Raw genomic sequence first — 22,080 nt, 5'->3', positions numbered from 1 at the left:
CCATGATTTCGATCCTGCGACGCGGCCTGCTGGTTCTCCTGGCGGCCTTCCCCCTGCTGGCCATGGCCGCGCCGGGCCAGTCTGCCCGTGACGTGGTACAGGGCACCACCACCGAGCTGTTATCGGACCTGAAGGCCAACAAGGAGCAGTACAAGAGCAACCCTCAGGCGTTCTACGACGCCCTCAACCGCATCCTGGGCCCTGTGGTCGATGCCGATGGCGTCTCCAAGAGCATCATGACCGTCAAGTACTCGCGCAAGGCCACCCCTGAGCAGATGCAGCGCTTCCAGGAGAACTTCAAGCGCAGCCTGATACAGTTCTATGGCAATGCGCTGCTCGAGTACAACAACCAAGGCATCACTGTCGACCCGGCCAAGGGTGAAGAAGGCGATCGTACCAGCGTCGGCATGAAGGTCACCGGCAACAACGGCGCTGTCTATCCGGTGCAGTACACCCTGGTCAAGCTCGGTGGCGAGTGGAAGGTGCGCAACGTGATCGTCAACGGCATCAACATCGGCAAGCTGTTCCGCGACCAGTTCGCCGATGCCATGCAGCGCAACGGCAACGACCTGGACAAGACCATCGACGGCTGGGCCGGCGAAGTGGCCAAGGCCAAGGAAGCTGCCGACAAATCGCCCGACAAGGAAGTGAAATGAGCGACACCGGCGTGACCATGACCGAGCCGGGCGTCCTGCGTCTGGCCGGTGTACTGGACTACCGCAGCGGCCCGACCCTGCGCAAGGAAGGCAAGGCATTGATCGCCGCCTGTCGCGAATCGAAGGTGGTACTCGACTGTTCGTCCGTGGCCCGCTCAACCAGCGTCGGCCTCTCGCTGCTGCTGGGCTTCATCCGTGACGCCCAGGCCGCCGGCAAGGGCTGGGAGCTGCGCGGCATGCCCGACGACATGCGCGATATTGCCGAGGTCTACGACCTCGATGAAGTGCTGGCGGGCTGATGGCTCGCCGTTAAGGGATGGCCCCTCGGTCAGCAGGCCCCACCATGGGCTTCGCAGGCGGGGGGCTTTTTTGTATGATGGCCGACCCGCGCGCACTGGGCGCCGATTGAGGTTGAGCATGCAGGCCGTAGAAGTTAAAAGCTTCCTTGAAGAGAAATTGCCGGGAACCCGGGTCGAAGTTGAAGGCGAAGGCTGCAACTTCCAGTTGAACGTGATCAGCGACGAGCTGGCCGGCCAGAGCCCGGTCAAGCGCCAGCAGGCGATCTATGCTCACCTGAATCCGTGGATCGCCGATGGCAGCATCCATGCGGTAACCATGAAATTTTTCAGCAGCGCAGCCTGGGCTGAGCGCACCTGAGCCAACGTTGGCGGCGAGATTGCAATGGACAAACTGATTATCACTGGCGGCGCGCGTCTCGATGGCGAGATCCGCATTTCCGGGGCGAAGAACGCCGCCCTGCCGATTCTCTCGGCGACCCTGCTGGCTGACGGCCCGGTCACCGTGGGCAACCTGCCGCATCTGCACGACATCACCACCATGATCGAGCTGTTCGGTCGCATGGGCATCGAGCCTGTGATCGACGAGAAGCTCTCGGTGGAAATCGACCCGCGCACCATCAAGACCCTGGTCGCACCCTACGAGTTGGTCAAGACCATGCGCGCCTCGATCCTGGTGCTCGGCCCGATGGTCGCCCGTTTCGGCAAGGCCGAGGTCGCCCTGCCCGGTGGGTGCGCGATCGGTTCGCGCCCAGTCGACCTGCACATCCGTGGCCTGGAGGCCATGGGAGCGAAGATCGAAGTCGAAGGCGGCTATATCAAGGCCGAGGCCCCTGAAGGCGGCCTGCGTGGTGCGCACTTCTTCTTCGACACCGTCAGCGTGACCGGTACCGAGAACATCATGATGGCCGCTGCCCTGGCCAAGGGCCGCAGCGTCCTGCAGAACGCTGCGCGCGAGCCGGAAGTGGTCGACCTGGCCAACTTCATCAACGCCATGGGCGGCAAGATCCAGGGCGCCGGTACCGACACCATCGTCATCGATGGTGTCGAGCGCCTGCACTCGGCCACCTACCGCGTGATGCCCGACCGTATCGAGACCGGTACCTACCTGGTCGCTGCTGCCGTGACCGGTGGCCGTGTGAAGGTCAAGGACACCGATCCGACCATCCTCGAGGCGGTGTTGGAGAAGCTCAAGGAAGCCGGTGCCGAAGTCACTGCCGGCGAAGACTGGATCGAGCTGGACATGCATGGCAAGCGGCCCAAGGCCGTCAACCTGCGTACCGCTCCGTACCCGGCCTTCCCGACCGACATGCAGGCGCAGTTCATCTCGCTCAACGCCATCGCCGAAGGCACAGGTGCGGTGATCGAGACGATCTTCGAGAACCGCTTCATGCACGTCTACGAAATGCACCGCATGGGCGCACAGATCCAGGTCGAGGGCAACACTGCCATCGTCACCGGGGTCAAGGCACTCAAGGGCGCACCGGTCATGGCCACCGACCTGCGGGCTTCGGCCAGCCTGGTCCTGTCGGCCCTGGTCGCTGATGGCGATACCCTGATCGATCGCATCTACCACATCGACCGTGGTTACGAGTGCATCGAGGAAAAACTGCAGATGCTGGGCGCGAAAATTCGCCGCGTACCGGGCTAGTCATCTGACTGGCGCTGGGTGTGGAAGCGGGCCAGGCTCGCTCCCACACACGAATCAAATGCGGCCAGGTCCAGGACCTGGCCGGCAGTAGCCGCTTAAGGACCGACGTTTCCCATGTTGACCATCGCGCTATCGAAGGGCCGAATCCTCGACGATACCCTGCCATTGCTGGCTGAGGCTGGTATCGTGCCGACCGAGAATCCGGACAAGAGCCGCAAGCTGATCATCCCCACGACCCAGGACGACGTGCGCCTGCTGATCGTGCGTGCCACCGACGTGCCGACCTATGTCGAGCATGGCGCGGCCGACCTCGGGGTGGCCGGCAAGGACGTGCTGATGGAGTACGGCGGCCAGGGCCTGTACGAGCCCCTGGACCTGCAGATCGCCCGTTGCAAGCTGATGACCGCAGGTGCCGTGGGCGCACCGGAGCCCAAGGGCCGGCTGCGCGTGGCCACCAAGTTCGTCAACGTAGCCAAGCGCTACTACGCCGAGCAGGGCCGTCAGGTCGATATCATCAAGCTGTACGGCTCGATGGAGCTGGCGCCGCTGATCGGCCTGGCCGACAAGATCATCGACGTGGTCGACACCGGCAACACCCTGCGTGCCAACGGCCTGGAGCCCCAGGAACTGATCGCCACGATCAGCTCGCGCCTGGTGGTCAACAAGGCCTCCATGAAAATGCAGCACGCCCGCATCCAGAGCCTGATCGACACCCTGCGCCAGGCCGTCGAGTCCCGACACCGCGGCTGACCTTTGCGCGCGACTTCTCGTCGCGCCCGTCTATCCGCGTCATAGCCAACTTTCTCGGGTGCCCGCGCGGATGGACTGGTAGCCTAGGGCGCCTGAGCATTCGCCAATAAAACGAGGCCCTCGCCATGACCGTGTCCACTGCAATTGCCCGTCTCAACGCTGCTGATCCGGATTTCGCCCGACATCTGGATCATCTGCTGAGCTGGGAAAGCGTGTCCGATGACGCGGTCAACCAACGCGTGCTCGACATCATCAAGGCCGTGCGCGAGCGCGGCGACGCCGCTCTTGTGGAATTCACCCAGCGCTTCGATGGGGTCGATGCCAAGGGCATCGAAGACCTTATCCTCGACCGCGAGCGCCTGGAACTGGCGCTGACCCGCATCACCGAGGCCCAGCGCCAAGCCCTGGAGACCGCCGCCAACCGTGTGCGCAGCTACCACGAGCGGCAGAAGCAGGATTCCTGGCAGTACACCGAGGCCGACGGCACCGTGCTCGGCCAAAAGGTCACACCGCTGGACCGTGCTGGGCTGTATGTCCCGGGCGGCAAGGCATCGTACCCTTCGTCGGTACTGATGAATGCCATCCCGGCGAAGGTCGCCGGCGTGTCCGAGGTGGTGATGGTGGTGCCGACCCCACGTGGCGAAGTCAACGAACTGGTGCTGGCCGCGGCCTGCATCGCCGGGGTCGACCGCGTCTTCACCATCGGTGGCGCCCAGGCGGTCGCGGCCCTGGCCTATGGCACCCAGAGCGTGCCTCAGGTAGACAAGATCGTCGGCCCGGGCAACATCTACGTGGCCACCGCCAAGCGCCACGTCTTCGGCCAGGTCGGCATCGACATGATCGCCGGGCCCTCGGAGATCCTGGTGGTGTGCGACGGCCAGACCGACCCGGACTGGATCGCCATGGACTTGTTCTCCCAGGCCGAGCACGACGAAGACGCCCAGGCGATCCTGGTCAGCCCGGACGCGGCGTTCCTGGACCGCGTCGCCGCCAGCATCGGCAAGCTGTTGCCGACCATGGAACGTGCCGAGATCATCGAAAAGTCGATCAACGGCCGTGGTGCGTTGATCCAGGTAAGCGACATGCAGCAGGCGATGGACGTCGCCAACCGCATCGCCCCAGAGCACCTGGAGCTGTCGGTGGCCGACCCGCAGGCCTGGCTGCCGCACATCCGCCATGCCGGCGCGATCTTCATGGGCCGCCACACCAGCGAAGCCCTGGGCGATTACTGCGCCGGCCCCAACCACGTGCTGCCCACTTCCGGCACTGCGCGGTTCTCTTCGCCACTGGGGGTGTATGACTTCCAGAAGCGTTCGTCGATCATCTTCTGCTCCGAACAGGCCGCTTCCGAGCTGGGGCGCACCGCGTCGGTCCTGGCCCGTGGCGAATCGCTGACCGCCCACGCGCGCAGCGCCGAATACCGAATCCTCACCGAAAACAAGGGGAACTGAACATGAGCCGATTCTGGAGCCCCTTCGTCAAGGACCTGGTGCCCTACGTGCCGGGCGAGCAGCCCAAGCTGGCCCGCCTGGTCAAGCTCAACACCAACGAGAACCCCTATGGCCCATCGCCCAAGGCGCTGGCGGCCATGCAAGGGGAACTGAACGACAACCTGCGCCTGTACCCGGACCCCAACGGCGATCGCCTCAAGCAGGCGGTAGCCGAGTACTACGGTGTGACGGCGCAGCAGGTGTTCGTCGGCAACGGCTCGGACGAGGTGCTGGCGCACATCTTCCACGGCCTGTTCCAGCACGACCGTGGCCCGCTGCTGTTCCCGGACATCAGCTACAGCTTCTACCCGGTGTACTGCGGCCTGTACGGCATCCCGTTCGAGCCGGTGGCGCTGGACGAGCAGTTCCAGATCCGCATCGCGGACTACAACAAGCCCAACGCCGGGATCATCTTCCCCAACCCCAACGCGCCGACCGGCTGCCTGCTGCCGTTGCAGGCGGTAGAGCAATTGCTGCAGGCCAACCGCGATTCGGTGGTGGTGGTGGATGAGGCCTACATCGATTTTGGTGGCGAAACGGCCATCAGCCTGGTGGGCCGCTACGACAACCTGCTGGTGACCCAGACGCTGTCCAAGTCGCGTTCCCTGGCTGGCCTGCGGGTTGGCCTGGCGGTGGGGCACCCGGACCTGATCGAGGCGCTGGAACGGATCAAGAACAGCTTCAACTCCTACCCGCTCGATCGTATGGCGATCGTGGGGGCGGCAGCGGCGTTCGAGGACCGAGCCTACTTCGACGAGACGTGCCGCAAGGTCATCGACAGCCGCGAGGCGTTGGTCGGTGAATTGTGCGCCCGTGGATTCGAAGTACTGCCTTCGGCAGCCAACTTCATCTTCGCCCGGCATCCACAGCAGGATGCCGCTGGGATCGCGGCGCGGTTGCGTGAGCAGGGGGTGATTGTCCGGCACTTCAAGCAGGAACGGATTGCGCAGTTCCTGCGGATTACCATCGGCACGCCGGAGATGAACCAGGCGTTGCTCGATGCGCTTGGATAAGCGGGCGGGTCAGGCGTAGGTTCGTGCAGCGGCGCTTGGGTTGCGTTGTATCTTCACCCTCTAGCCTGCCCCTATCACCGCCGCCGTCAACGAACCCTGACCACGAGAGAACCATGGACGAACGCACGACCCACCGCAGCCCGCCCCACGAGACGGAACTCGACGAACTGTTGATCGACGCCGAGGCCGACGACGAACAGGTGCAGCAGCCTGTGGCCCTGCGCCGCCCATGGCTGTTGCTGCTAGGGCTGGTGCTGGTGGCGCTGAACCTGCGCCCGGCATTGTCGAGCCTGGCTCCGCTGTTGGGGCAAGTCTCCGACAGCCTGGGGCTCAATGCCGCCCAGGCTGGTTTGCTGACCACCTTGCCGGTACTGTGCCTGGGCCTGTTCGCGCCGCTGGCGCCGGCGCTGGCCAGGCGCTTTGGCAGCGAGCGCGTGATCCTCGGCATCTTGCTGACCCTGGCGTTGGGCATTCTCGTGCGCAGTGCCCTGGGCGTGACCGGGGTATTTCTGGGCAGCGTCATGGCCGGCGCGAGTATCGGCATCATCGGCGTGCTGTTGCCAGGCATCGTCAAGCGCGACTTCCCCCAGCATGCCGGCACCCTGACCGGCGTCTACACCATGGCCTTGTGCCTGGGAGCTGCGCTGGCCGCCGGTGCGACCGTGCCATTGACCCGCCATTTCGCCGACAGCTGGCCTGTGGGGCTTGGCTTCTGGCTGCTTCCCGCGCTGCTGGCGATGCTGGTATGGCTGCCCCAGGCGCGCCAGGGGCATGGCCTGCACAAGGTGGCCTACCGGGTGCGCGGGTTGTGGCGCGATCCACTGGCCTGGCAGGTCACCCTGTACATGGGCCTGCAATCGTCGTTGGCCTATATCGTGTTCGGCTGGCTGCCTTCGATCCTGATCGGCCGTGGCCTGAGCCCGACGGAAGCGGGCCTGGTGCTGTCCGGCTCGGTGATCGTGCAGCTGGTCAGTTCGCTCAGCGCGCCTTGGTTGGCAACCCGGGGCAAGGATCAACGTCTGGCGATCGTCATCGTCATGCTGATCACCCTGGCGGGGTTGTTCGGTTGCCTGTATGCGCCGCTGTCCGGCCTCTGGGGTTGGGCGGTGGTGCTCGGGTTGGGGCAGGGCGGTACCTTCGCCTTGGCCCTGACCTTGATCGTGCTGCGCTCCAGGGATGCCCATGTCGCGGCCAACCTGTCGAGCATGGCGCAGGGGGTGGGCTACACCTTGGCGTCCATGGGGCCGTTCGCGGTGGGGCTGGTGCATGACCTGACCGGCGGTTGGGCTGCCGTGGGGTGGATCTTTGCGGCGTTGGGCATTGGGGCCATCGTGTTCGGCCTGGGGGCTGGGCGGGCATTGCATGTGCAGGTGAACAGCGAGCGGGTTTAGCCGAAGGCTCGAACGGGCATGGCGCCAGTGCGCATCACGGATTATCGTTCAGGCTTCCACTTCTCGACGGATTGCGCCATGAGCGACGCCAACCAAGCATTGATCACCCGTTTCTATCAGGCTTTCCAGCGCTTGGACGCCGAGGCCATGGTGGCTTGCTACAGCGAAGACATCACCTTCAGCGATCCGGTGTTCGGCACTCTACGAGGCCAGGACGTCGGCGACATGTGGCGGATGCTGACCACACGGGCCAAGGACTTCTCCCTGACCTTCGACCACGTCCAAGCCAGTCAGGACAGCGCCAGCGCCCATTGGGTGGCGCGCTACCTGTTCAGCCAGACCGGCCGCACGGTGGTCAACGACATCCAGGCGCGCTTCGTGATCCGCGATGGCCTGATCCTGCAGCATGACGACAGTTTCGATTTCTGGCGCTGGTCTCGCCAGGCCCTGGGTTTGCCGGGGCTGGTACTGGGCTGGTCGCCATGGCTGCAGGACAAGGTGCGCCGGCAAGCCTTCAAAGGGCTGCGGGGGTTCCAGCAGGCCTGAGATCAGCGCGCAACGGCCTGCTCATGCTCATGGTAGGTAAACCTGGCCTGCTTGCTCCCTTCGCTTGGCAGGCGTATCCGGATCACCGGGATGAATGTGCCATTGGTCTTGTACCAGTCGCGCTGATCGGTCTGGGCCTGTTGCAAGGCCCCGGGCATCCCTTCGATGTGGAAGAACGACTGGATCGGCAGCCTGGCTGAAGTGGATTCATCCCAGGCCCGCAGGATCAGCTCGTTCCACTGGAAAGGCAGTTCCTTGCCGAACAGTTGCTTGGCACGCAGGCTCTGATGGAACGCATCGGCCCTGCCCGGGATGCGGGCATAACGTACATCGAAGGCGCACTGCTGCTTGTAGTCGCCGCTGCGCCTGAACTCGGCGATCCACTGCTCGGCGGTGTCGATCCCTTTTTGGTGGCAGGCCTGCTCCACCTGAGGGGTCTGGGAATTGTCGCCACAGCCATTGCTGTTGCGCGTCCAGGTATCGCCATCGGTTGGCCATGCGCATAGCACTTCGTAGTACGACGAGCCTCGCGGGCGATGCAGCTGTGGATACAGCGTGAAGCCGCTGCGGCCGTCGGCGGCAAGCCGGGACGTCGGTATATCGGCCCGAATGTAGGAAAACGACAGACCGCCCTTGGCCTTGGTGTTGGGGCTATGATGCCAGGTGTGGTAGCCCGGCCCTGGCTTGGTGGCCCTGAGCAGTACGCCGGAGCATGCATGGGCCGGAACTGCATTGCCTTCGCAGCGCGCCGGCGTGGCATCGTAGTTTTGTTGCATCTGGGCGGCGGTGCGCTGGCCGAGCGATGTGTGTGCCGACGTTTTGCCGGGCGATGCGTGGGCGGTAAGGAGGGTTGTTGCGACGAGGGTCGCGATGGGTAGGGTTTTGAACATGGTGCAGCCCTTTCGTGGATGGGCTCACCAAACTAATGACGCAAAGAGCACAGGTCTTGAGTGAAGAAATGCCGGTCCAGGGAGCAAAGCCCTGGTATGTCTACTTGGTTCGCGCGGCGAATGGTTCGTTGTATTGCGGTATCAGCGATGACCCCCAGCGGCGTTTCCTGAAGCATCAGAAGGGGCAGGGGGCGCGCTATTTCAAGACCAGCCCGGCCCAGGCGCTGGTGTATGTCGAGCAATGGCCGGACAAGGCCGAGGCATTGCGCCAGGAGCGCTTGGTGAAGAAGCTGCGCAAGTCGGCCAAGGAGGCGCTGGTGGTGGCTTATGCCAAAGGGGCAGAAGGGTAGGGGGCGTCAGCTATCGCCGGCTTGCCGGCGATAGGGCGCAGCCTCAATCCTTGCGGCGCTTGAGCTGGTCGACCAGCTGGGTCGGCAGGCCCTTGATGATCAGGGTGCCGGCTTCCTCGTCGTACTCCACCTTGGAGCCGAGCAGGTGCGCCTCGAAGCTGATCGACAGGCCTTCAGCCCGGCCGGTGAAACGGCGGAACTGGTTGAGGGTGCGCTTGTCCGCCGGGATCTCCGGCGACAGGCCATAGTCCTTGTTGCGGATGTGGTCGTAGAACGCCTTCGGGCGGTCCTCATCGATGAGGCTCGACAGCTCCTCCAGGGTCACCGGCTCGCCCAGCTTGGTCTGGGTGGTGGCGTAGTCGACCAGGGTCTGGGTTTTTTCCCGGGCCGCTTCCTCGGGCAGGTCCTCGCTTTCGACGAAGTCGCTGAAGGCCTTGAGCAGCGTGCGGGTTTCACCGGGGCCGTCCACGCCCTCCTGGCAACCGATGAAGTCGCGGAAGTAGTCCGAGACCTTCTTGCCGTTCTTGCCCTTGATGAACGAGATGTACTGTTTGGAGTTCTGGTTGTTCTTCCACTCCGACAGGTTGATACGCGCCGCCAGGTGCAGTTGGCCGAGGTCCAGGTGGCGCGACGGGGTGACGTCGAGCTCGGCGTTCACCGCCACGCCTTCGCTGTGGTGCAGCAAGGCGATGGCCAGGTACTCGGTCATGCCTTGCTGGTAATGGGCGAAGAGGATGTGGCCGCCGGTGGACAGGTTGGATTCCTCCATCAGCTTTTGCAGATGCTCGACGGCGACACGGCTGAAGGCGGTGAAGTCCTTTTCTCCGTCCAGGTATTGTTTCAGCCACCCGCTGAGCGGGTAGGCGCCGGACTCGCCGTGGAAGAAGCCCCAGGCCTTGCCCTGTTTGGCGTTGTAGCTGTCGTTGAGGTCGGCCAGCAGGTTTTCGATGGCGTCGGAGGCGGCGAGTTCGGAGTCGCGCGCATGCAGTACTGCCGGGCTGCCATCGGGCTTCTTGTCGATCAGGTGAACGATGCAATGACGGATTGGCATGGATCTCTCGAATAGGTCTCGGGCGGTAGCGGACCGCGCTGCAAAGTCGCCCAGTTTAACCCAGGGCAGGGGTGATGCAGTGGCCAGATGTTGGCGGAAATGCCTGTTGTTCGTTTTTTGTTCAATTTTTTGCGTTTTCCGCTAAAGCCCCCGAAAAACCTGCATAAAATCGAAGCCGGCAGCGGATATTTATCCATTCCTGTGGTAGCTTTGCGCGGTCTTGCGCCCCTTGGGTGGCGCATTGCCGGCAGATCGCCTGGCCGTGTCGAACCAAACGCTGATTTTCGTATCTACATACGCGATTGGCGCGGCCCGCCTGGCCGCCCAGGGCTGGCCCGATTACGACCTGGCACACTGCATAATCACTGAATTTGATAGGGAAGGAACACCACCATGGCATTGACCAAAGACCAACTGATTGCCGATATCGCCGAAGCCATCGACGCGCCGAAGACCACCGCGCGCAACGCCCTGGAGCAACTGGGCCAGATCGTCGCCGACCAACTGGAAAACGGCGCTGAAATCACCCTGCCAGGCATCGGCAAGCTGAAAGTCTCCGAGCGTCCTGCCCGTACCGGCCGCAACCCTTCGACCGGCGCTGCCATCGAAATCGCTGCCAAGAAAGTCGTCAAGTTCGTACCTGCCAAGGTCCTGAACGACGCCGTCAACAAGTAATGCGTTGATGCGTTGAACGAACCGCGCCCGGCTTGCCCGGGCGCGGTTTTTTCATGCCCGCGATTTGCCTTCGCGCCGGGCATGCCAGGCCTGGCGGGCGGCATCGTCCTGGAAGCTCCAGGCGACCATGCGGCTCTGCTTCTGGCCCTGGCCCATGGCGACCACACGTTGCGCCTTCGCGCCCGCCTTCTTCAGAGCGGCCTCGATACCTGGCAGGTTGCTGGCCTTCGATACCAGGCTGCTGAACCACAGCACCTGCTCCCCGTATTGCGCACTTTCGGCCACCAGCTGGCTAACGAAGCGGATCTCGCCGCCTTCGCACCACAGCTCGTTGTTCTGCCCGCCGAAATTCAACACCGGTAGCTTGCGCTTGGGGTCCTGCTTGCCCAGGTTCTTCCACTTGCGCTGGCTGCCGCGGGTGGCTTCGTCCCGGGAGGCATGGAAGGGTGGGTTGCACAGGGTCACATCGAAACGCTCATCGCCTTGCAGCAGCCCGTCGAGGATATGTCGTGGGTTGCCTTGCTGGCGTAGGGTGATCGTCTTGGCCAAGCCATTGGCCTGCACGATCGCCTTGGCCGAGGCCAGGGCGACCGGGTCGATGTCCGAACCGAGGAAGCGCCAGCGATAGTCGCTATGACCGAGCAACGGATAGATACAGTTGGCGCCAACGCCGATGTCCAGCGCGTGTACCTGGGCCCCGCGGGGGATGGCGCCGCCGCAGTCTTCGGCCAGCAGGTCGGCCAGCACGTGGATATAGTCGGCCCGACCTGGGATCGGCGGGCACAGGTAGTCGGCCGGGATGTCCCAGTGCTGGATACCGTACTGGGCCTTGAGCAGGGCGCGGTTGAACACCCGCACGGCCTCGGGGTTGGCGAAGTCGATGCTGGGCTTGCCGTAGGGGTTGGTGAGGGTGAAGCGGGCCAGGTCCGGGTGGGCCTTGATCAAGCTGGGGAAGTCGTAGTGGCCCTTGTGACGGTTGCGCGGGTGCAGGGTGGGTTTCTGGGTCATGGTAGGGTCCTGAAAAAGCATCGCCGGCAAGCCGGCTCCCACAGGTCAGGTGCAAGGTTCAGGGTTTGCACTTTACCTGTGAGAGCCGGCTTGCCGGCGATGGGCTGCAGGGCAGCCCGCTATGGCTTCACTCGATGTTACAGCGCCGCGATCCGCGCATGCTGCTCGGTCAGGTTGGCCAGGGCCTGTTCGGACTCGGCCAGCTTGGCGCGCTCTTTCTCGATCACGGCAGGCGGGGCCTTGTCGACGAACGCGGCGTTGGACAGCTTGCCGCCCACGCGCTGGACTTCGCCTTGCAGGCGCTGGATTTCCTTGTTCAGGCGCGCAAGCTCGGCATCCTTGTCGATCAGGCCGGCCATCGGCACCAGGACCTGCAGGTCGCCCACCAGCGCGGTGGCCGACAGCGGCGCTTCGTCCTGCTCGCCCAGTACGGTGAACGATTCGACCTTGGCCAGCTTCTTGAGCAGTGCCTCGTTTTCCTGCAGACGACGCTGGTCGTCGGCATTGGCGTTCTTGAGGAACAGCGGCAGCGGCTTGCCAGGGCCGATGTTCATCTCGGCGCGGATGTTGCGCAGGCCGACCATCAGCTGCTGCAGCCACTCGATGTCGCCTTCGGCAGCAGTGTCGATACGGCTCTCGTTGGCCACCGGCCACGGTTGCAGCATGATGGTCTTGCCGTCGATGCCGGCCAGCGGCGCGATGCGCTGCCAGATCTCTTCGGTGATGAACGGCATGAACGGATGGGCCAGGCGCAGGGCCACTTCCAGCACGCGTACCAGGGTGCGACGGGTGCCGCGGGCGCGCTCGACCGGGGCGTTCTCATCCCACAGCACCGGCTTGGACAGCTCCAGGTACCAGTCGCAGTACTGGTTCCAGATGAACTCGTACAGGGCCTGGCTGGCCAGGTCGAAGCGGAACTGCTCGAGCTGGCGGGTGACCTCGGCCTCGGTGCGCTGCAACTGCGAGATGATCCAGCGGTCGGCCAGCGACAGCTCGTAGGCCTCGCCGTTCTGGCCGCAGTCCTCGCCCTTGTCCAGCACGTAGCGGGCGGCGTTCCAGATCTTGTTGCAGAAGTTGCGGTAGCCTTCGACGCGGCCCATGTCGAACTTGATGTCGCGGCCGGTGGAGGCCAGCGAGCAGAAGGTGAAGCGCAGGGCGTCGGTGCCGTAGCTGGCGATGCCCTCCGGGAACTCGGCCTTGGTCTGCTTGGCGATCTTCTCGGCAAGCTTTGGCTGCATCATGCCGCTGGTGCGTTTTTCCAGCAGGGCCTCGAGGGTGATGCCGTCGACGATGTCCAGTGGGTCGAGCACGTTGCCCTTGGACTTGGACATCTTCTGGCCTTGGCCGTCACGCACCAGGCCATGGACATAGACGGTCTTGAACGGTACCTGCGGGGTGCCATCCTCGTTCTTGATCAGGTGCATCGTCAGCATGATCATCCGGGCGACCCAGAAGAAGATGATGTCGAAGCCGGTGACCAACACGTCGGTGGAGTGGAACTTTTTCAGGAATTCGGTCTGCTCCGGCCAGCCCAGGGTGGAGAAGGTCCACAGGCCCGAGCTGAACCAGGTGTCGAGCACGTCGTCGTCCTGGCGCAGGGCCACGTCGGCGCCCAGGTTGTGCTTGGCGCGCACCTCGGCCTCGTTGCGACCGACATAGACCTGGCCGGCCTCGTCGTACCAGGCCGGGATGCGATGGCCCCACCACAGCTGGCGGCTGATGCACCAGTCCTGGATGTCACGCATCCAGGAGAAGTACATGTTCTCGTACTGCTTGGGCACGAACTGGATGCGGCCATCTTCCACGGCGGCGATGGCTGGCTCGGCCAGTGGCTTGGTGGAGACGTACCATTGGTCGGTCAGCCACGGCTCGATGACAGTGCCGGAGCGGTCGCCCTTCGGCACCTTCAGGGCGTGGTCGTCGATGCTGACCAGCAGGCCCTGGGCATCCAGGTCGGCGACGATCTGCTTGCGCGCGACGAAACGGTCGAGGCCGGCGTATTGGGCGGGCAGGGTGGTGTCGATGCTTTCGTTGACACTGCCGTCGAGGTTGAAGGCCTGGGCGCTTGCCAGCACCAGGGCGTTCTTGTCGAAGATGTTGAGCAGCGGCAGGTTGTGGCGCTTGCCGACTTCATAGTCATTGAAGTCGTGGGCCGGGGTGATCTTCACGCAGCCGGTGCCGAACTCCGGGTCGCAGTAGTCGTCGGCGATGATCGGGATGCGGCGGCCCACCAGGGGCAGCTCGACGAACTTGCCGATCAGGGCCTGGTAGCGCTCGTCGTTCGGGTTCACGGCAACGGCCGCGTCACCGAGCAGGGTTTCCGGACGGGTGGTGGCGACCACCAGATGGTCCTTGCCTTCGGCGGTCTTGGCGCCATCGGCCAGCGGGTAGCGCAGGTTCCACAGGTGGCCCTTCTCGTCGTGGTTTTCCACTTCGAGGTCGGAGATGGCGGTGTGCAGCTTGGTGTCCCAGTTGACCAGGCGCTTGCCGCGGTAGATCAGGCCGTCTTCATGCAGGCGCACGAAGGCTTCCTTGACCGCCTCGGAGAGGCCGTCGTCCATGGTGAAGCGTTCGCGGCTCCAGTCTACCGACGAGCCCAGGCGGCGGATCTGGCGGCTGATGTTGCCACCGGACTGCTCCTTCCACTCCCAGACCTTCTCCAGGAACTTTTCGCGGCCCAAGTCATGACGGTTCTGGCCCTTGGCCTCGAGCTGGCGTTCCACCAGCATCTGGGTGGCGATGCCCGCGTGGTCGGTGCCGGGTTGCCACAGGGTGTCGCGGCCTTGCATGCGGCGGAAACGGATCAGGGCATCCATGATCGCGTTGTTGAAGCCGTGGCCCATGTGCAGGCTGCCGGTCACGTTCGGCGGCGGGATCATGATGGTGTAGGACTCGCCTGCACCTTGTGGAGCGAAATAGTTCTCGGACTCCCAGGTGTTGTACCAGGAAGTTTCGATGGTGTGCGGCTGGTAGGTCTTATCCATGCGCGGCGGGACCCTATGGCATTAATTCGGGAAAGCCGGGAAGTATAACCAAGCTGGGGGGTTGAGGCGACAGGGGCAGGGGCTGCTTTGCAGCCCTTTCGCGGCACAAGGCCGCTCTTACAGGGACCCTGGCGTCTGTAGGAGCGGCCTTGTGCCGCGAAAGGGCCGCCAGGCGGCCCCGGGATCTTACTCCGAGCGTTTGATCAGCCGTTCCATGCGTGCATCCAGGCGGCGCTTGATCTCGTTCTCGATGTGCGGAGTGAAGTCGTTGATCACGTCTTGCATGATCTGTTGGGCGGCAGCGCGCAGGTCGGCTTCCAGGTGCAGCAGGGTGTCCTGGCGGCGTGTCTGCGGGTCGTCCTCTTGCGCCACCGGGGCGGGTTGGACGGGCGGCGCCGGGTTGCCGGCGGGTTCGTCGAGCAGCAGGGGAATCTGCTCGACCGTTTCGGTCAGCAGCGGCGGCTGCAGGTCGGCGTCGCCCAGCAACTGGCGGATCGACTCGAGATCGTCGAGCAGGTGCGCGGAATCAGGTAGGGGGGAATGCTTGTCCATCGTCGTCAAAGTCGCTGTAAGCGGTGGTCTTGCAGAGCATAGCCCCGTTCACGGTAGAAACGGAATCGCTCCCGGGCAGCCAGGCGGATGGCCGGTGCCTCGACGACGATTTCGGCCACCCGTTCGAACTGGCCGACGAACCCGGGCACGTCGGCCCCCAGGTTGATCAGCAGGTCACGGTGGGGGCCGGCATCGTCGCCCAGCCCCAGGGCCACCACGGCGTCGGCATGGGCCTCGGCCAGGTCGTGGGGCACGAAGGCTTCGCCCTTGAAGCGCCACAGGCGCTCGTCCAGCGCGGCGCGCTGCTCGGCGTCCTGGCAGTGCAGGTAGACCCGGTGGCCGAGGCGCCAGGCCTTCTCGCACAGCTTGCAGGCGAAATCCAGGCGCGCCGCCAGGTCGTCGGTGGGCAGGATGTAGAAGTCGACTTTGCTCATGGTCAGGTCTGCCAACCGGTGGCGCACGAGCACCACCGGCCTGGTGGCATCAGGCGTTGGCGCGGTCGAGCAGGTATTGGGTCAGCAGCGGGACCGGGCGGCCCGAGGCGCCCTTTTCCTTGCCGCCGCTGATCCATGCGGTGCCGGCAACGTCCAAGTGTGCCCAGTCATAGGCCTTGGCGAAGCGCGACAGGAAGCAGCCGGCGGTGATGGTGCCGGCCTTTGGCCCGCCGATGTTGGCGATGTCGGCGAACGGGCTGTCCAGCTGCTCCTGGTATTCGTCGAACAGCGGCAGCTGCCAGGCGCGGTCGTCGGCGCGCTTGCCGGCGTCGAGCAGCTGGCCGACCAGGTCGTCGTTGTTGCCCATCAGGCCCGAGGTGTGGCTGCCCAGGGCGACAATGCAGGCGCCGGTCAGGGTGGCGATGTCGACCACTGCCTGGGGCTTGAAGCGCTCGGCGTAGGTCAGGGTGTCGCACAGCACCAGGCGGCCTTCGGCGTCGGTGTTGAGGATTTCCACGGTCTGGCCGCTCATGGTGGTGACGATGTCACCCGGGCGGGTGGCACCGCCGCTTGGCATGTTCTCGGCACAGGCCAGCAGGCACACCAGGTTGATCGGCAGCTGCAGCTGCAGGACCGCGCGCAGGGTACCGAACACGCTGGCGGCGCCGCACATGTCGTACTTCATTTCATCCATGCCGGCACCGGGCTTGAGGCTGATGCCGCCGGTGTCGAAGGTGATGCCCTTGCCGACCAGCACGAAGGGCTTATCGCTCTTCTTGCCGCCCTGGTAGTTGAGCACGATCAGGCGTGGCGGCTGGTCGCTGCCCTGGCCCACGGCATAGAAGGCACCCATGCCCAGGTCCTTGATCTTCTTTTCGTCCAGGACCTCGACCTTGAGGTTCTTGTGCGCCTTGCCCAGTTCCTTGGCCTGCTCGGCCAGGAAGCTTGGGTGGCACAGGTTCGGCGGCAGGTTGCCCAGGTCGCGGGTGAAGGCCATACCTGCGGCGATGGCGCTGGCGTGTTTCACGGCGCGTTCGACCTCGCCCTGGCCGGCCTTGTCGGTCAGCAGGGTGATCTTCTTCAGCGCGCGAGGGTCGGGCTTCTGGCTCTTGAAGCGGTCGAACACGTATTCGCCGTCGAGCAGGGTCTCGGCCAGCAGGCGGTACTTGCCATAGTGGGCATCACGGCCGGTGACGCCGACCTCGTCCAGGGCCAGCACCGCGTCGCTGCCGTTCAGGCCCTTGAGCACGCCGGCGACGCTGGCGACCAGCTTGCGCCAGGCGCGATCGCCCAGGGCCTCCTTGCCGCTGCCGACCAACAGCACACGCTCGGCCTTGAGGCCTGGCAGGCTGTGCAGCAGCAGGGTCTGGCCGGGCTTGCCGGCGAGGTCACCACGCTTGAGCACGGTGCTGATGGCACCGTTGCTGGCCTGGTCGACGGCCTTGGCGATATCGCCGAGCTTGCGCCCTTCACCGACAGCCAATACCAAGGTGGCGGTTTTCAAGGAGGCGGCGGCTACACTTTTTACAACCAGTTCCATGTCAGGGTCCCCGAATGATCAGTCAGTTGGCGCGGTCTCGTGCACACGCTCGAAACGGGCCTGGCCGCGTGCTCGCGTGCCAGTGGAAAAGCTGCCAGTTTGAGCCTGCGGCAACCTCGATGACAACCCCGATATGCGCCGTCATGCGCGGCCAAGTGACAGGCACTGCCAATCACAGGATAATGCGCGCACTTTACATGGAGGTTCGCCTTCGGCGAACCGGCATAGGTCTTGGCTGTCCGAAGCCCTTGAACGGCTTTGCGCCCCTGACAACCCAGGAGTGTCTGGTTTGATCGTCTTCCGTTATCTGTCCCGCGAGGTCCTGGTGACCTTGAGCGCCGTCAGCGCCGTGCTGCTGGTGATCATCATGAGCGGGCGCTTCATCAAGTACCTGGCCCAGGCCGCCCAGGGCGTGCTCGACCCGAGTGTGCTGTTCCTGATCATGGGCTTCCGCCTGCCGGGCTTCCTGCAGCTGATCCTGCCGCTGGGCCTGTTCCTCGGCATTCTCCTGGCCTACGGCCGGCTCTACCTGGAAAGCGAGATGACCGTGCTCTCGGCCACGGGCATGAGCCAGCAACGCCTGCTGCTGCTGACCCTGGCCCCGGCCGGGCTGGTCGCCCTGCTGGTGGCCTGGCTGAGCCTGAGCCTGGCGCCCCAAGGCGTGGCTCAGGTGCAGCAGATCATCAACCAGCAGGACGCCCTGACCGAGTTCGATACCCTGGTGCCCGGGCGCTTCCAGACCCTTCGCGACGGCTCGCGGGTGACCTACACCGAGGAGCTGACCGACGATCGCATCAACCTGAGCGGTGTGTTCATCTCCGAGAAGCGCTTCAACCAGGACAAGACCAAGGACCGCGCGCCGTCGGTGCTGGTCGCCGAAAAAGGCCACCAGGAAGTGCAGGCCGACGGCAATCGCTACCTGATCCTGGAAAACGGCTACCGCTACGACGGCAACCCGGGCCAGGCCGATTACCGCGCGATCAAGTACGACACCTATGGCGTGCTGTTGCCCAAGCCTGAAGTCAGCGAGGAGGTGACCGACCGCGAGGCCATCCCCACCTCCGAACTGTTCGGCAAGAAGGCGCTGCGCGAGCAGGCCGAGCTGCAGTGGCGCCTGTCGCTGCCGCTGCTGGTCTTCGTGGTGACCCTGCTGGCCGTGCCGCTGTCGCGCGTCAACCCGCGCCAAGGTCGTTTCCTCAAGCTGCTGCCGGCGATTCTTTTGTACATGGCCTACCTGACGATGTTGATTTCCGTACGCGGCGCCCTGGAAAAGGGCAAGATCCCGATCGCCCTGGGCATGTGGTGGGTACATGGGCTGTTCCTGCTGATAGGCCTGGGCCTGATGTACTGGGAGCCGCTGCGCCTGAAGCTCGCCGCCCGTCGTTCGGAGGTGGCCCATGGCTAAGCTGGATCGCTACATCGGCCAGAGCGTGCTGCTGGCCATCCTGGCGGTACTGGGGATCATCCTCGGCCTGGCCTCGCTGTTCGCCTTCATCGACGAGATGGGCGACCTGAGCAACACCTATACGGTGATGGACGCCGGCCGCTTCGTGCTGCTGACCGCGCCACGCCGGTTGTACGAGATGCTGCCGATGGCCGCGCTGATCGGCTGCCTGATCGGCCTGGGCAGCCTGGCCAGCAGCAGCGAGCTGACCATCATGCGCGCTGCTGGCGTGTCCATCGGGCGCATCGTCTGGGCGGTGATGAAGCCGATGCTGGTGCTCATGCTGGTCGGCCTGCTGATCGGTGAATACGTGGCCCCGGTCACCGAGAACAAGGCCCAGGCTGACCGGTCCCTGGCCCAGGGCGGTGGCGATGCGCAGAGCTCCAAGCGCGGCATGTGGCACCGCCAGGGCGAGGAGTTCGTGCACATCAACTCGGTGCAGCCCAATGGCCTGCTGCTGGGCGTGACCCGCTACCGCTTTGACGCCGAGCGTCACATCGTGACCTCGAGCTTCGCGCGCCGGGCGCAGTACAACCAGGACCACTGGATCCTCAGCGACGTCGCCACCACCCACTTCCGTGGCGACCACACCGAGGTAGTGAAGACGTCCCAGGAGCGCTGGGACGTCTCGGTGACGCCGCAATTGCTCAACACTGTGATCCTGGCGCCCGAGTCGCTGTCGATCACCGGCCTGTGGGACTACATCCACTACCTGTCCGAGCAAGGCCTGAACAATGCACGTTACTGGCTGGCGTTCTGGACCAAGGTGTTGCAGCCGGTGGTCACTGCGGCCCTGGTGCTGATGGCGATTTCCTTCATCTTCGGCCCACTGCGTTCGGTGACCCTCGGCCAGCGGGTGTTCACCGGTGTGCTGGTGGGCTTCGTGTTCCGTATCGGCCAGGACCTTTTGGGGCCATCGAGCCAGGTGTTCGGCTTCCCGCCGCTGCTGGCGGTGGTGATACCCGCCGGGATCTGCGCCCTGGCGGGCGTATGGTTGCTGCGCCGGGCAGGGTAGTGCCTGATTTGAAACAAGAAGCCGACCTCAGGGTCGGCTTTTTTGTGTCGCACCTACAGGTGGGTAGGCTTCACTTGCGCTTGGGTACCCGCACCAGCTGGGTTTCAGAATAGATGTCATGCCAGCCGCGCTTGCGCTTGTCGACCAGCGCCCAGAGAAACCCTAGGCCCAGGCACAGCCACGACGCAATGGCCACCACGAAGCGCAACAACGCCTGCCACAGGCTGATGGCGCTGCCGTCGGCGTTCTGCACCCGTACGCCCCACACCTGCATGCCCAGGGTCTGGCCGCCGTGGGTCCAGAACTTGGCGAAGAAGCCGAACAGGGCGAACAGCAGGATCGTCGACAGCAGCGGGTCGCCATCCAGGGCACCGGCATCGGTCAGCTCGCGCATGCGCGCCTCGCCGATGATCGCCATCTGCACCAGCTTGTAGAGGCCGGCGGTGACGATCAGCAGCGCGGTGCACAAGAGAAAGTCATAGAACATCGCGGCCAGGCGTCGGCCCAGGCCGACCGGAGGGAAGTCACCCTGGGGGGTGAGCAAAGGCTTGGACATGCAGGGCGGCTCCAGATGGCGAAGCCGGTATTCTACGGATAAAAAAAAGCCCCTGCACTTGGCAGGGGCTTTTTGAAGTCTGGATCTCGCTTAGGCGATGACCTGAACCTTGTCGGCTTGCATGCCTTTCTGGCCTTGAACGGCCTCGAAGGAGACTTTCTGGCCTTCTTTCAGGCTCTTGAAGCCGTTACCTTCGATGGCACGGAAGTGCACGAACAGATCCGGACCGCTTTCTGGGGTGATGAAGCCGTAACCTTTCTCGTCATTGAACCACTTGACGGTACCGTTCTGACGCTCAGCCATTGTCTTGTTTCCTATGAAGCTTAAATTTTGATGACAGTTTCTTTCGTATCAACGGATAGGAAAGAGTACCGGGCTGGGTTGCAGGAAAGTAAGAGACGTCGAACGGGTTGTAGCAGATTCAGCTACTGGCCCAGGTCACGAACTGTTGCGACCCATGCAAACACAGTGCAGTGACTCTACGCTAACTCCGTCGACAAAAACAAGCCCTGCGGACCACCGGATTCCGGGCTTTTGCCGATAACCGACAAAATTGTCGGAAACGGCGTGGCGCCTGGGCTGGCGCTATGTTCAAAAGTTATTGGGCAGGTTCGAAAACGAATATGACGAACCCGCCCACAGTCAATCAACCACGATAGTAACGTTGCGCAACGAAAGGCATTTTGCTGACCTTCAAGGCCACCTGCTTGCCACGCACTACAGCAAACAATGCGGTATCGAGCGCGGCATGTTCGCTCTCGACATATCCCATGGCGACCGGTGCGCCGAGGGTCGGACCGAAACCACCGCTGCAGACTTCACCGACCGTGCGCCCGTCCGCGTCGACGATCTGTGCGCCTTCGCGAACCGGAGTGCGTTCCAGTGGCAGCAGGCCAACGCGCTTGCGAGCAACACTTTGCCGTTGCTGCTCGAAGATGGCATGGGCGCCAGGGAAACCACCGGCACGTTCGCCGTCGGCGCGGCGTACTTTGGAGATAGCCCACAGCAGGCTGGCTTCCACCGGCGTGGTGCTGGTGTTCATGTCGTGGCCATACAGGCACAGGCCGGCCTCCAGGCGCAGCGAGTCGCGTGCGCCCAGGCCGATCGGCTGTACCTCGGGCTCAGCCAGCAGTCGACGGGCCAAGGCTTCGGCATTGGCTACCGGGACCGAGATCTCGTAACCGTCTTCACCGGTGTAGCCCGAGCGGCTGACATAGCAGTCGGCGCCGAGCAGGGTGACAGGGCGGAACTGCATGAACGTCATGCTGGCGACTTCCGGCGCCAGGCGCTCGAGCACCTTGACCGCCGCCGGGCCTTGCAGGGCGAGCAGGGCGCGCGCCTCGAACAGCGGCTCGATCTCGCAGCGGGAGCCGATGTGCTTTTGCAGGTGGGCCAGGTCCTGGTCCTTGCAGGCGGCGTTGACCACCAGGAACAGCTCGTCGTCGCCCAGGTTGGCGACCATCAGGTCGTCAAGGATGCCGCCTTGCTCGTTGGTGAACATGGCGTAGCGCTGCATGCCCACCGGCAGGTCGATGATGTCCACCGGCACCAGGGTTTCCAGGGCCTTGGCGGCATCGCTGCCGCGCAGGCGGATCTGGCCCATGTGCGAGACGTCGAACAGGCCCGCCTGCTCGCGGGTGTGCAGGTGCTCCTTGAGTACGCCCAGCGGATACTGCACCGGCATGTCATAGCCGGCGAACGGCACCATGCGGGCGCCCAGTTCCAGGTGCAGGGCGTGCAGCGGGGTCTTTTGCAGTGTTTCGGACATCGATGGTTCCTCGTTGTTAT

General features: G+C 64.1%; 23 protein-coding genes. 13 read left to right on the top strand and 10 right to left on the bottom strand.

Annotation, left to right across the window (positions count from 1 at the left end; genetic code table 11):
* The first annotated feature begins 2 nt into the window (after positions 1 to 2).
* The 9 genes from AC1MHZ_RS05575 to AC1MHZ_RS05535 all read left to right on the top strand — a co-directional run bounded on the left by AC1MHZ_RS05575 (position 3) and on the right by AC1MHZ_RS05535 (position 7,793).
* The gene (locus tag AC1MHZ_RS05575; protein ID WP_084854532.1) at positions 3 to 656 is read left to right on the top strand and encodes an MlaC/ttg2D family ABC transporter substrate-binding protein; all 654 of its coding nucleotides are present in this window, start codon (positions 3 to 5) and stop codon (positions 654 to 656) included.
* Positions 653 to 955 (top strand): STAS domain-containing protein, encoded by a 303-nt coding sequence (locus AC1MHZ_RS05570; protein WP_084854531.1) that lies wholly within the window; start codon positions 653 to 655, stop codon positions 953 to 955. The genes AC1MHZ_RS05575 and AC1MHZ_RS05570 overlap by 4 nt, the downstream gene beginning before the upstream one ends.
* Before the next feature lie 118 nt (positions 956 to 1,073).
* Positions 1,074 to 1,313 carry a BolA family protein gene (locus AC1MHZ_RS05565; RefSeq protein WP_029613593.1) on the top strand — a complete coding sequence of 80 codons (240 nt, stop codon included), beginning with the start codon at positions 1,074 to 1,076 and terminating at the stop codon, positions 1,311 to 1,313.
* A 24-nt stretch (positions 1,314 to 1,337) separates the two neighbouring features.
* Positions 1,338 to 2,603: a UDP-N-acetylglucosamine 1-carboxyvinyltransferase gene (murA, locus tag AC1MHZ_RS05560; RefSeq protein WP_084854530.1), complete on the top strand. Its 1,266-nt coding sequence runs from the start codon at positions 1,338 to 1,340 to the stop codon at positions 2,601 to 2,603.
* A 114-nt stretch (positions 2,604 to 2,717) separates the two neighbouring features.
* Positions 2,718 to 3,353, top strand: a complete 636-nt coding sequence (gene hisG, locus AC1MHZ_RS05555; protein WP_043213301.1) for an ATP phosphoribosyltransferase — start codon at positions 2,718 to 2,720, stop codon at positions 3,351 to 3,353.
* A 125-nt stretch (positions 3,354 to 3,478) separates the two neighbouring features.
* Positions 3,479 to 4,804 carry a histidinol dehydrogenase gene (gene hisD / locus AC1MHZ_RS05550; protein ID WP_324816900.1) on the top strand — a complete coding sequence of 442 codons (1,326 nt, stop codon included), beginning with the start codon at positions 3,479 to 3,481 and terminating at the stop codon, positions 4,802 to 4,804.
* A gap of 2 nt (positions 4,805 to 4,806) precedes the next feature.
* On the top strand, positions 4,807 to 5,856 hold the full coding sequence (gene hisC, locus AC1MHZ_RS05545; RefSeq protein WP_084854528.1) for a histidinol-phosphate transaminase: 1,050 nt from the start codon (positions 4,807 to 4,809) through the stop codon (positions 5,854 to 5,856).
* 113 nt (positions 5,857 to 5,969) lie between these two features.
* Positions 5,970 to 7,247, top strand: coding sequence for a CynX/NimT family MFS transporter (locus AC1MHZ_RS05540; protein WP_084854527.1), 1,278 nt, complete (start codon positions 5,970 to 5,972; stop codon positions 7,245 to 7,247).
* Between the two features lie 78 nt (positions 7,248 to 7,325).
* Entirely contained in the window at positions 7,326 to 7,793 is a 468-nt protein-coding gene (locus AC1MHZ_RS05535; RefSeq protein WP_084854526.1) for a nuclear transport factor 2 family protein, read from the top strand.
* A gap of 2 nt (positions 7,794 to 7,795) precedes the next feature.
* On the opposite strand, the gene AC1MHZ_RS05530 is transcribed toward AC1MHZ_RS05535, so the two are convergent.
* The gene (locus AC1MHZ_RS05530; protein WP_482966116.1) at positions 7,796 to 8,569 is read right to left on the bottom strand and encodes a hypothetical protein; all 774 of its coding nucleotides are present in this window, start codon (positions 8,567 to 8,569) and stop codon (positions 7,796 to 7,798) included.
* A 182-nt stretch (positions 8,570 to 8,751) separates the two neighbouring features.
* Between AC1MHZ_RS05530 and AC1MHZ_RS05525 the strand changes: the two genes are divergently transcribed.
* Positions 8,752 to 9,033, top strand: coding sequence for a GIY-YIG nuclease family protein (locus tag AC1MHZ_RS05525; protein WP_143515157.1), 282 nt, complete (start codon positions 8,752 to 8,754; stop codon positions 9,031 to 9,033).
* Between the two features lie 43 nt (positions 9,034 to 9,076).
* Here AC1MHZ_RS05525 and yejK read toward each other — a convergent pair whose 3' ends face one another.
* On the bottom strand, positions 9,077 to 10,084 hold the full coding sequence (gene yejK, locus AC1MHZ_RS05520) for a nucleoid-associated protein YejK (protein ID WP_084854523.1): 1,008 nt from the start codon (positions 10,082 to 10,084) through the stop codon (positions 9,077 to 9,079).
* A 393-nt stretch (positions 10,085 to 10,477) separates the two neighbouring features.
* Here yejK and AC1MHZ_RS05515 point away from each other — a divergent pair, with 393 nt between their 5' ends.
* On the top strand, positions 10,478 to 10,759 hold the full coding sequence (locus tag AC1MHZ_RS05515; protein ID WP_043210728.1) for an HU family DNA-binding protein: 282 nt from the start codon (positions 10,478 to 10,480) through the stop codon (positions 10,757 to 10,759).
* A gap of 51 nt (positions 10,760 to 10,810) precedes the next feature.
* On the opposite strand, the gene rlmF is transcribed toward AC1MHZ_RS05515, so the two are convergent.
* The 5 genes from rlmF to AC1MHZ_RS05490 all read right to left on the bottom strand — a co-directional run bounded on the left by rlmF (position 10,811) and on the right by AC1MHZ_RS05490 (position 17,277).
* A complete protein-coding gene (gene rlmF / locus AC1MHZ_RS05510) occupies positions 10,811 to 11,767 on the bottom strand; it encodes a 23S rRNA (adenine(1618)-N(6))-methyltransferase RlmF (protein ID WP_324816890.1) in 957 nt (318 codons plus the stop codon).
* A 137-nt stretch (positions 11,768 to 11,904) separates the two neighbouring features.
* Positions 11,905 to 14,751, bottom strand: coding sequence for a valine--tRNA ligase (locus AC1MHZ_RS05505; protein WP_482966115.1), 2,847 nt, complete (start codon positions 14,749 to 14,751; stop codon positions 11,905 to 11,907).
* 186 nt (positions 14,752 to 14,937) lie between these two features.
* Positions 14,938 to 15,303, bottom strand: coding sequence for a DNA polymerase III subunit chi (locus tag AC1MHZ_RS05500; RefSeq protein ID WP_482966114.1), 366 nt, complete (start codon positions 15,301 to 15,303; stop codon positions 14,938 to 14,940).
* Positions 15,304 to 15,308: 5 nt separating this feature from the next.
* Positions 15,309 to 15,737, bottom strand: coding sequence for a DNA polymerase III subunit chi (locus AC1MHZ_RS05495; RefSeq protein WP_482966113.1), 429 nt, complete (start codon positions 15,735 to 15,737; stop codon positions 15,309 to 15,311).
* Positions 15,738 to 15,786: 49 nt separating this feature from the next.
* The gene (locus AC1MHZ_RS05490) at positions 15,787 to 17,277 is read right to left on the bottom strand and encodes a leucyl aminopeptidase (protein ID WP_482966112.1); all 1,491 of its coding nucleotides are present in this window, start codon (positions 17,275 to 17,277) and stop codon (positions 15,787 to 15,789) included.
* A gap of 289 nt (positions 17,278 to 17,566) precedes the next feature.
* Here AC1MHZ_RS05490 and lptF point away from each other — a divergent pair, with 289 nt between their 5' ends.
* Together lptF and lptG are read left to right on the top strand one after the other, a co-directional pair.
* Positions 17,567 to 18,682: an LPS export ABC transporter permease LptF gene (gene lptF, locus AC1MHZ_RS05485; protein WP_196146447.1), complete on the top strand. Its 1,116-nt coding sequence runs from the start codon at positions 17,567 to 17,569 to the stop codon at positions 18,680 to 18,682.
* Positions 18,675 to 19,736 (top strand): LPS export ABC transporter permease LptG, encoded by a 1,062-nt coding sequence (gene lptG, locus AC1MHZ_RS05480; RefSeq protein WP_482966111.1) that lies wholly within the window; start codon positions 18,675 to 18,677, stop codon positions 19,734 to 19,736. Before lptF ends, lptG begins: the two co-directional genes overlap by 8 nt.
* Before the next feature lie 70 nt (positions 19,737 to 19,806).
* Here the strand turns inward: lptG and AC1MHZ_RS05475 are convergent, their stop codons facing one another.
* The 3 genes from AC1MHZ_RS05475 to gcvT all read right to left on the bottom strand — a co-directional run bounded on the left by AC1MHZ_RS05475 (position 19,807) and on the right by gcvT (position 22,060).
* Positions 19,807 to 20,292 (bottom strand): RDD family protein, encoded by a 486-nt coding sequence (locus AC1MHZ_RS05475; RefSeq protein ID WP_084856638.1) that lies wholly within the window; start codon positions 20,290 to 20,292, stop codon positions 19,807 to 19,809.
* Positions 20,293 to 20,382: 90 nt separating this feature from the next.
* The gene (locus AC1MHZ_RS05470) at positions 20,383 to 20,595 is read right to left on the bottom strand and encodes a cold-shock protein (protein WP_043210709.1); all 213 of its coding nucleotides are present in this window, start codon (positions 20,593 to 20,595) and stop codon (positions 20,383 to 20,385) included.
* A gap of 343 nt (positions 20,596 to 20,938) precedes the next feature.
* On the bottom strand, positions 20,939 to 22,060 hold the full coding sequence (gene gcvT / locus AC1MHZ_RS05465; protein WP_084856639.1) for a glycine cleavage system aminomethyltransferase GcvT: 1,122 nt from the start codon (positions 22,058 to 22,060) through the stop codon (positions 20,939 to 20,941).
* Positions 22,061 to 22,080 lie beyond the last annotated feature (20 nt).

This window comes from Pseudomonas sp. FA-1 (assembly GCF_056856075.1).
This window is presented reverse-complemented; position numbering and strand designations above follow the sequence as displayed.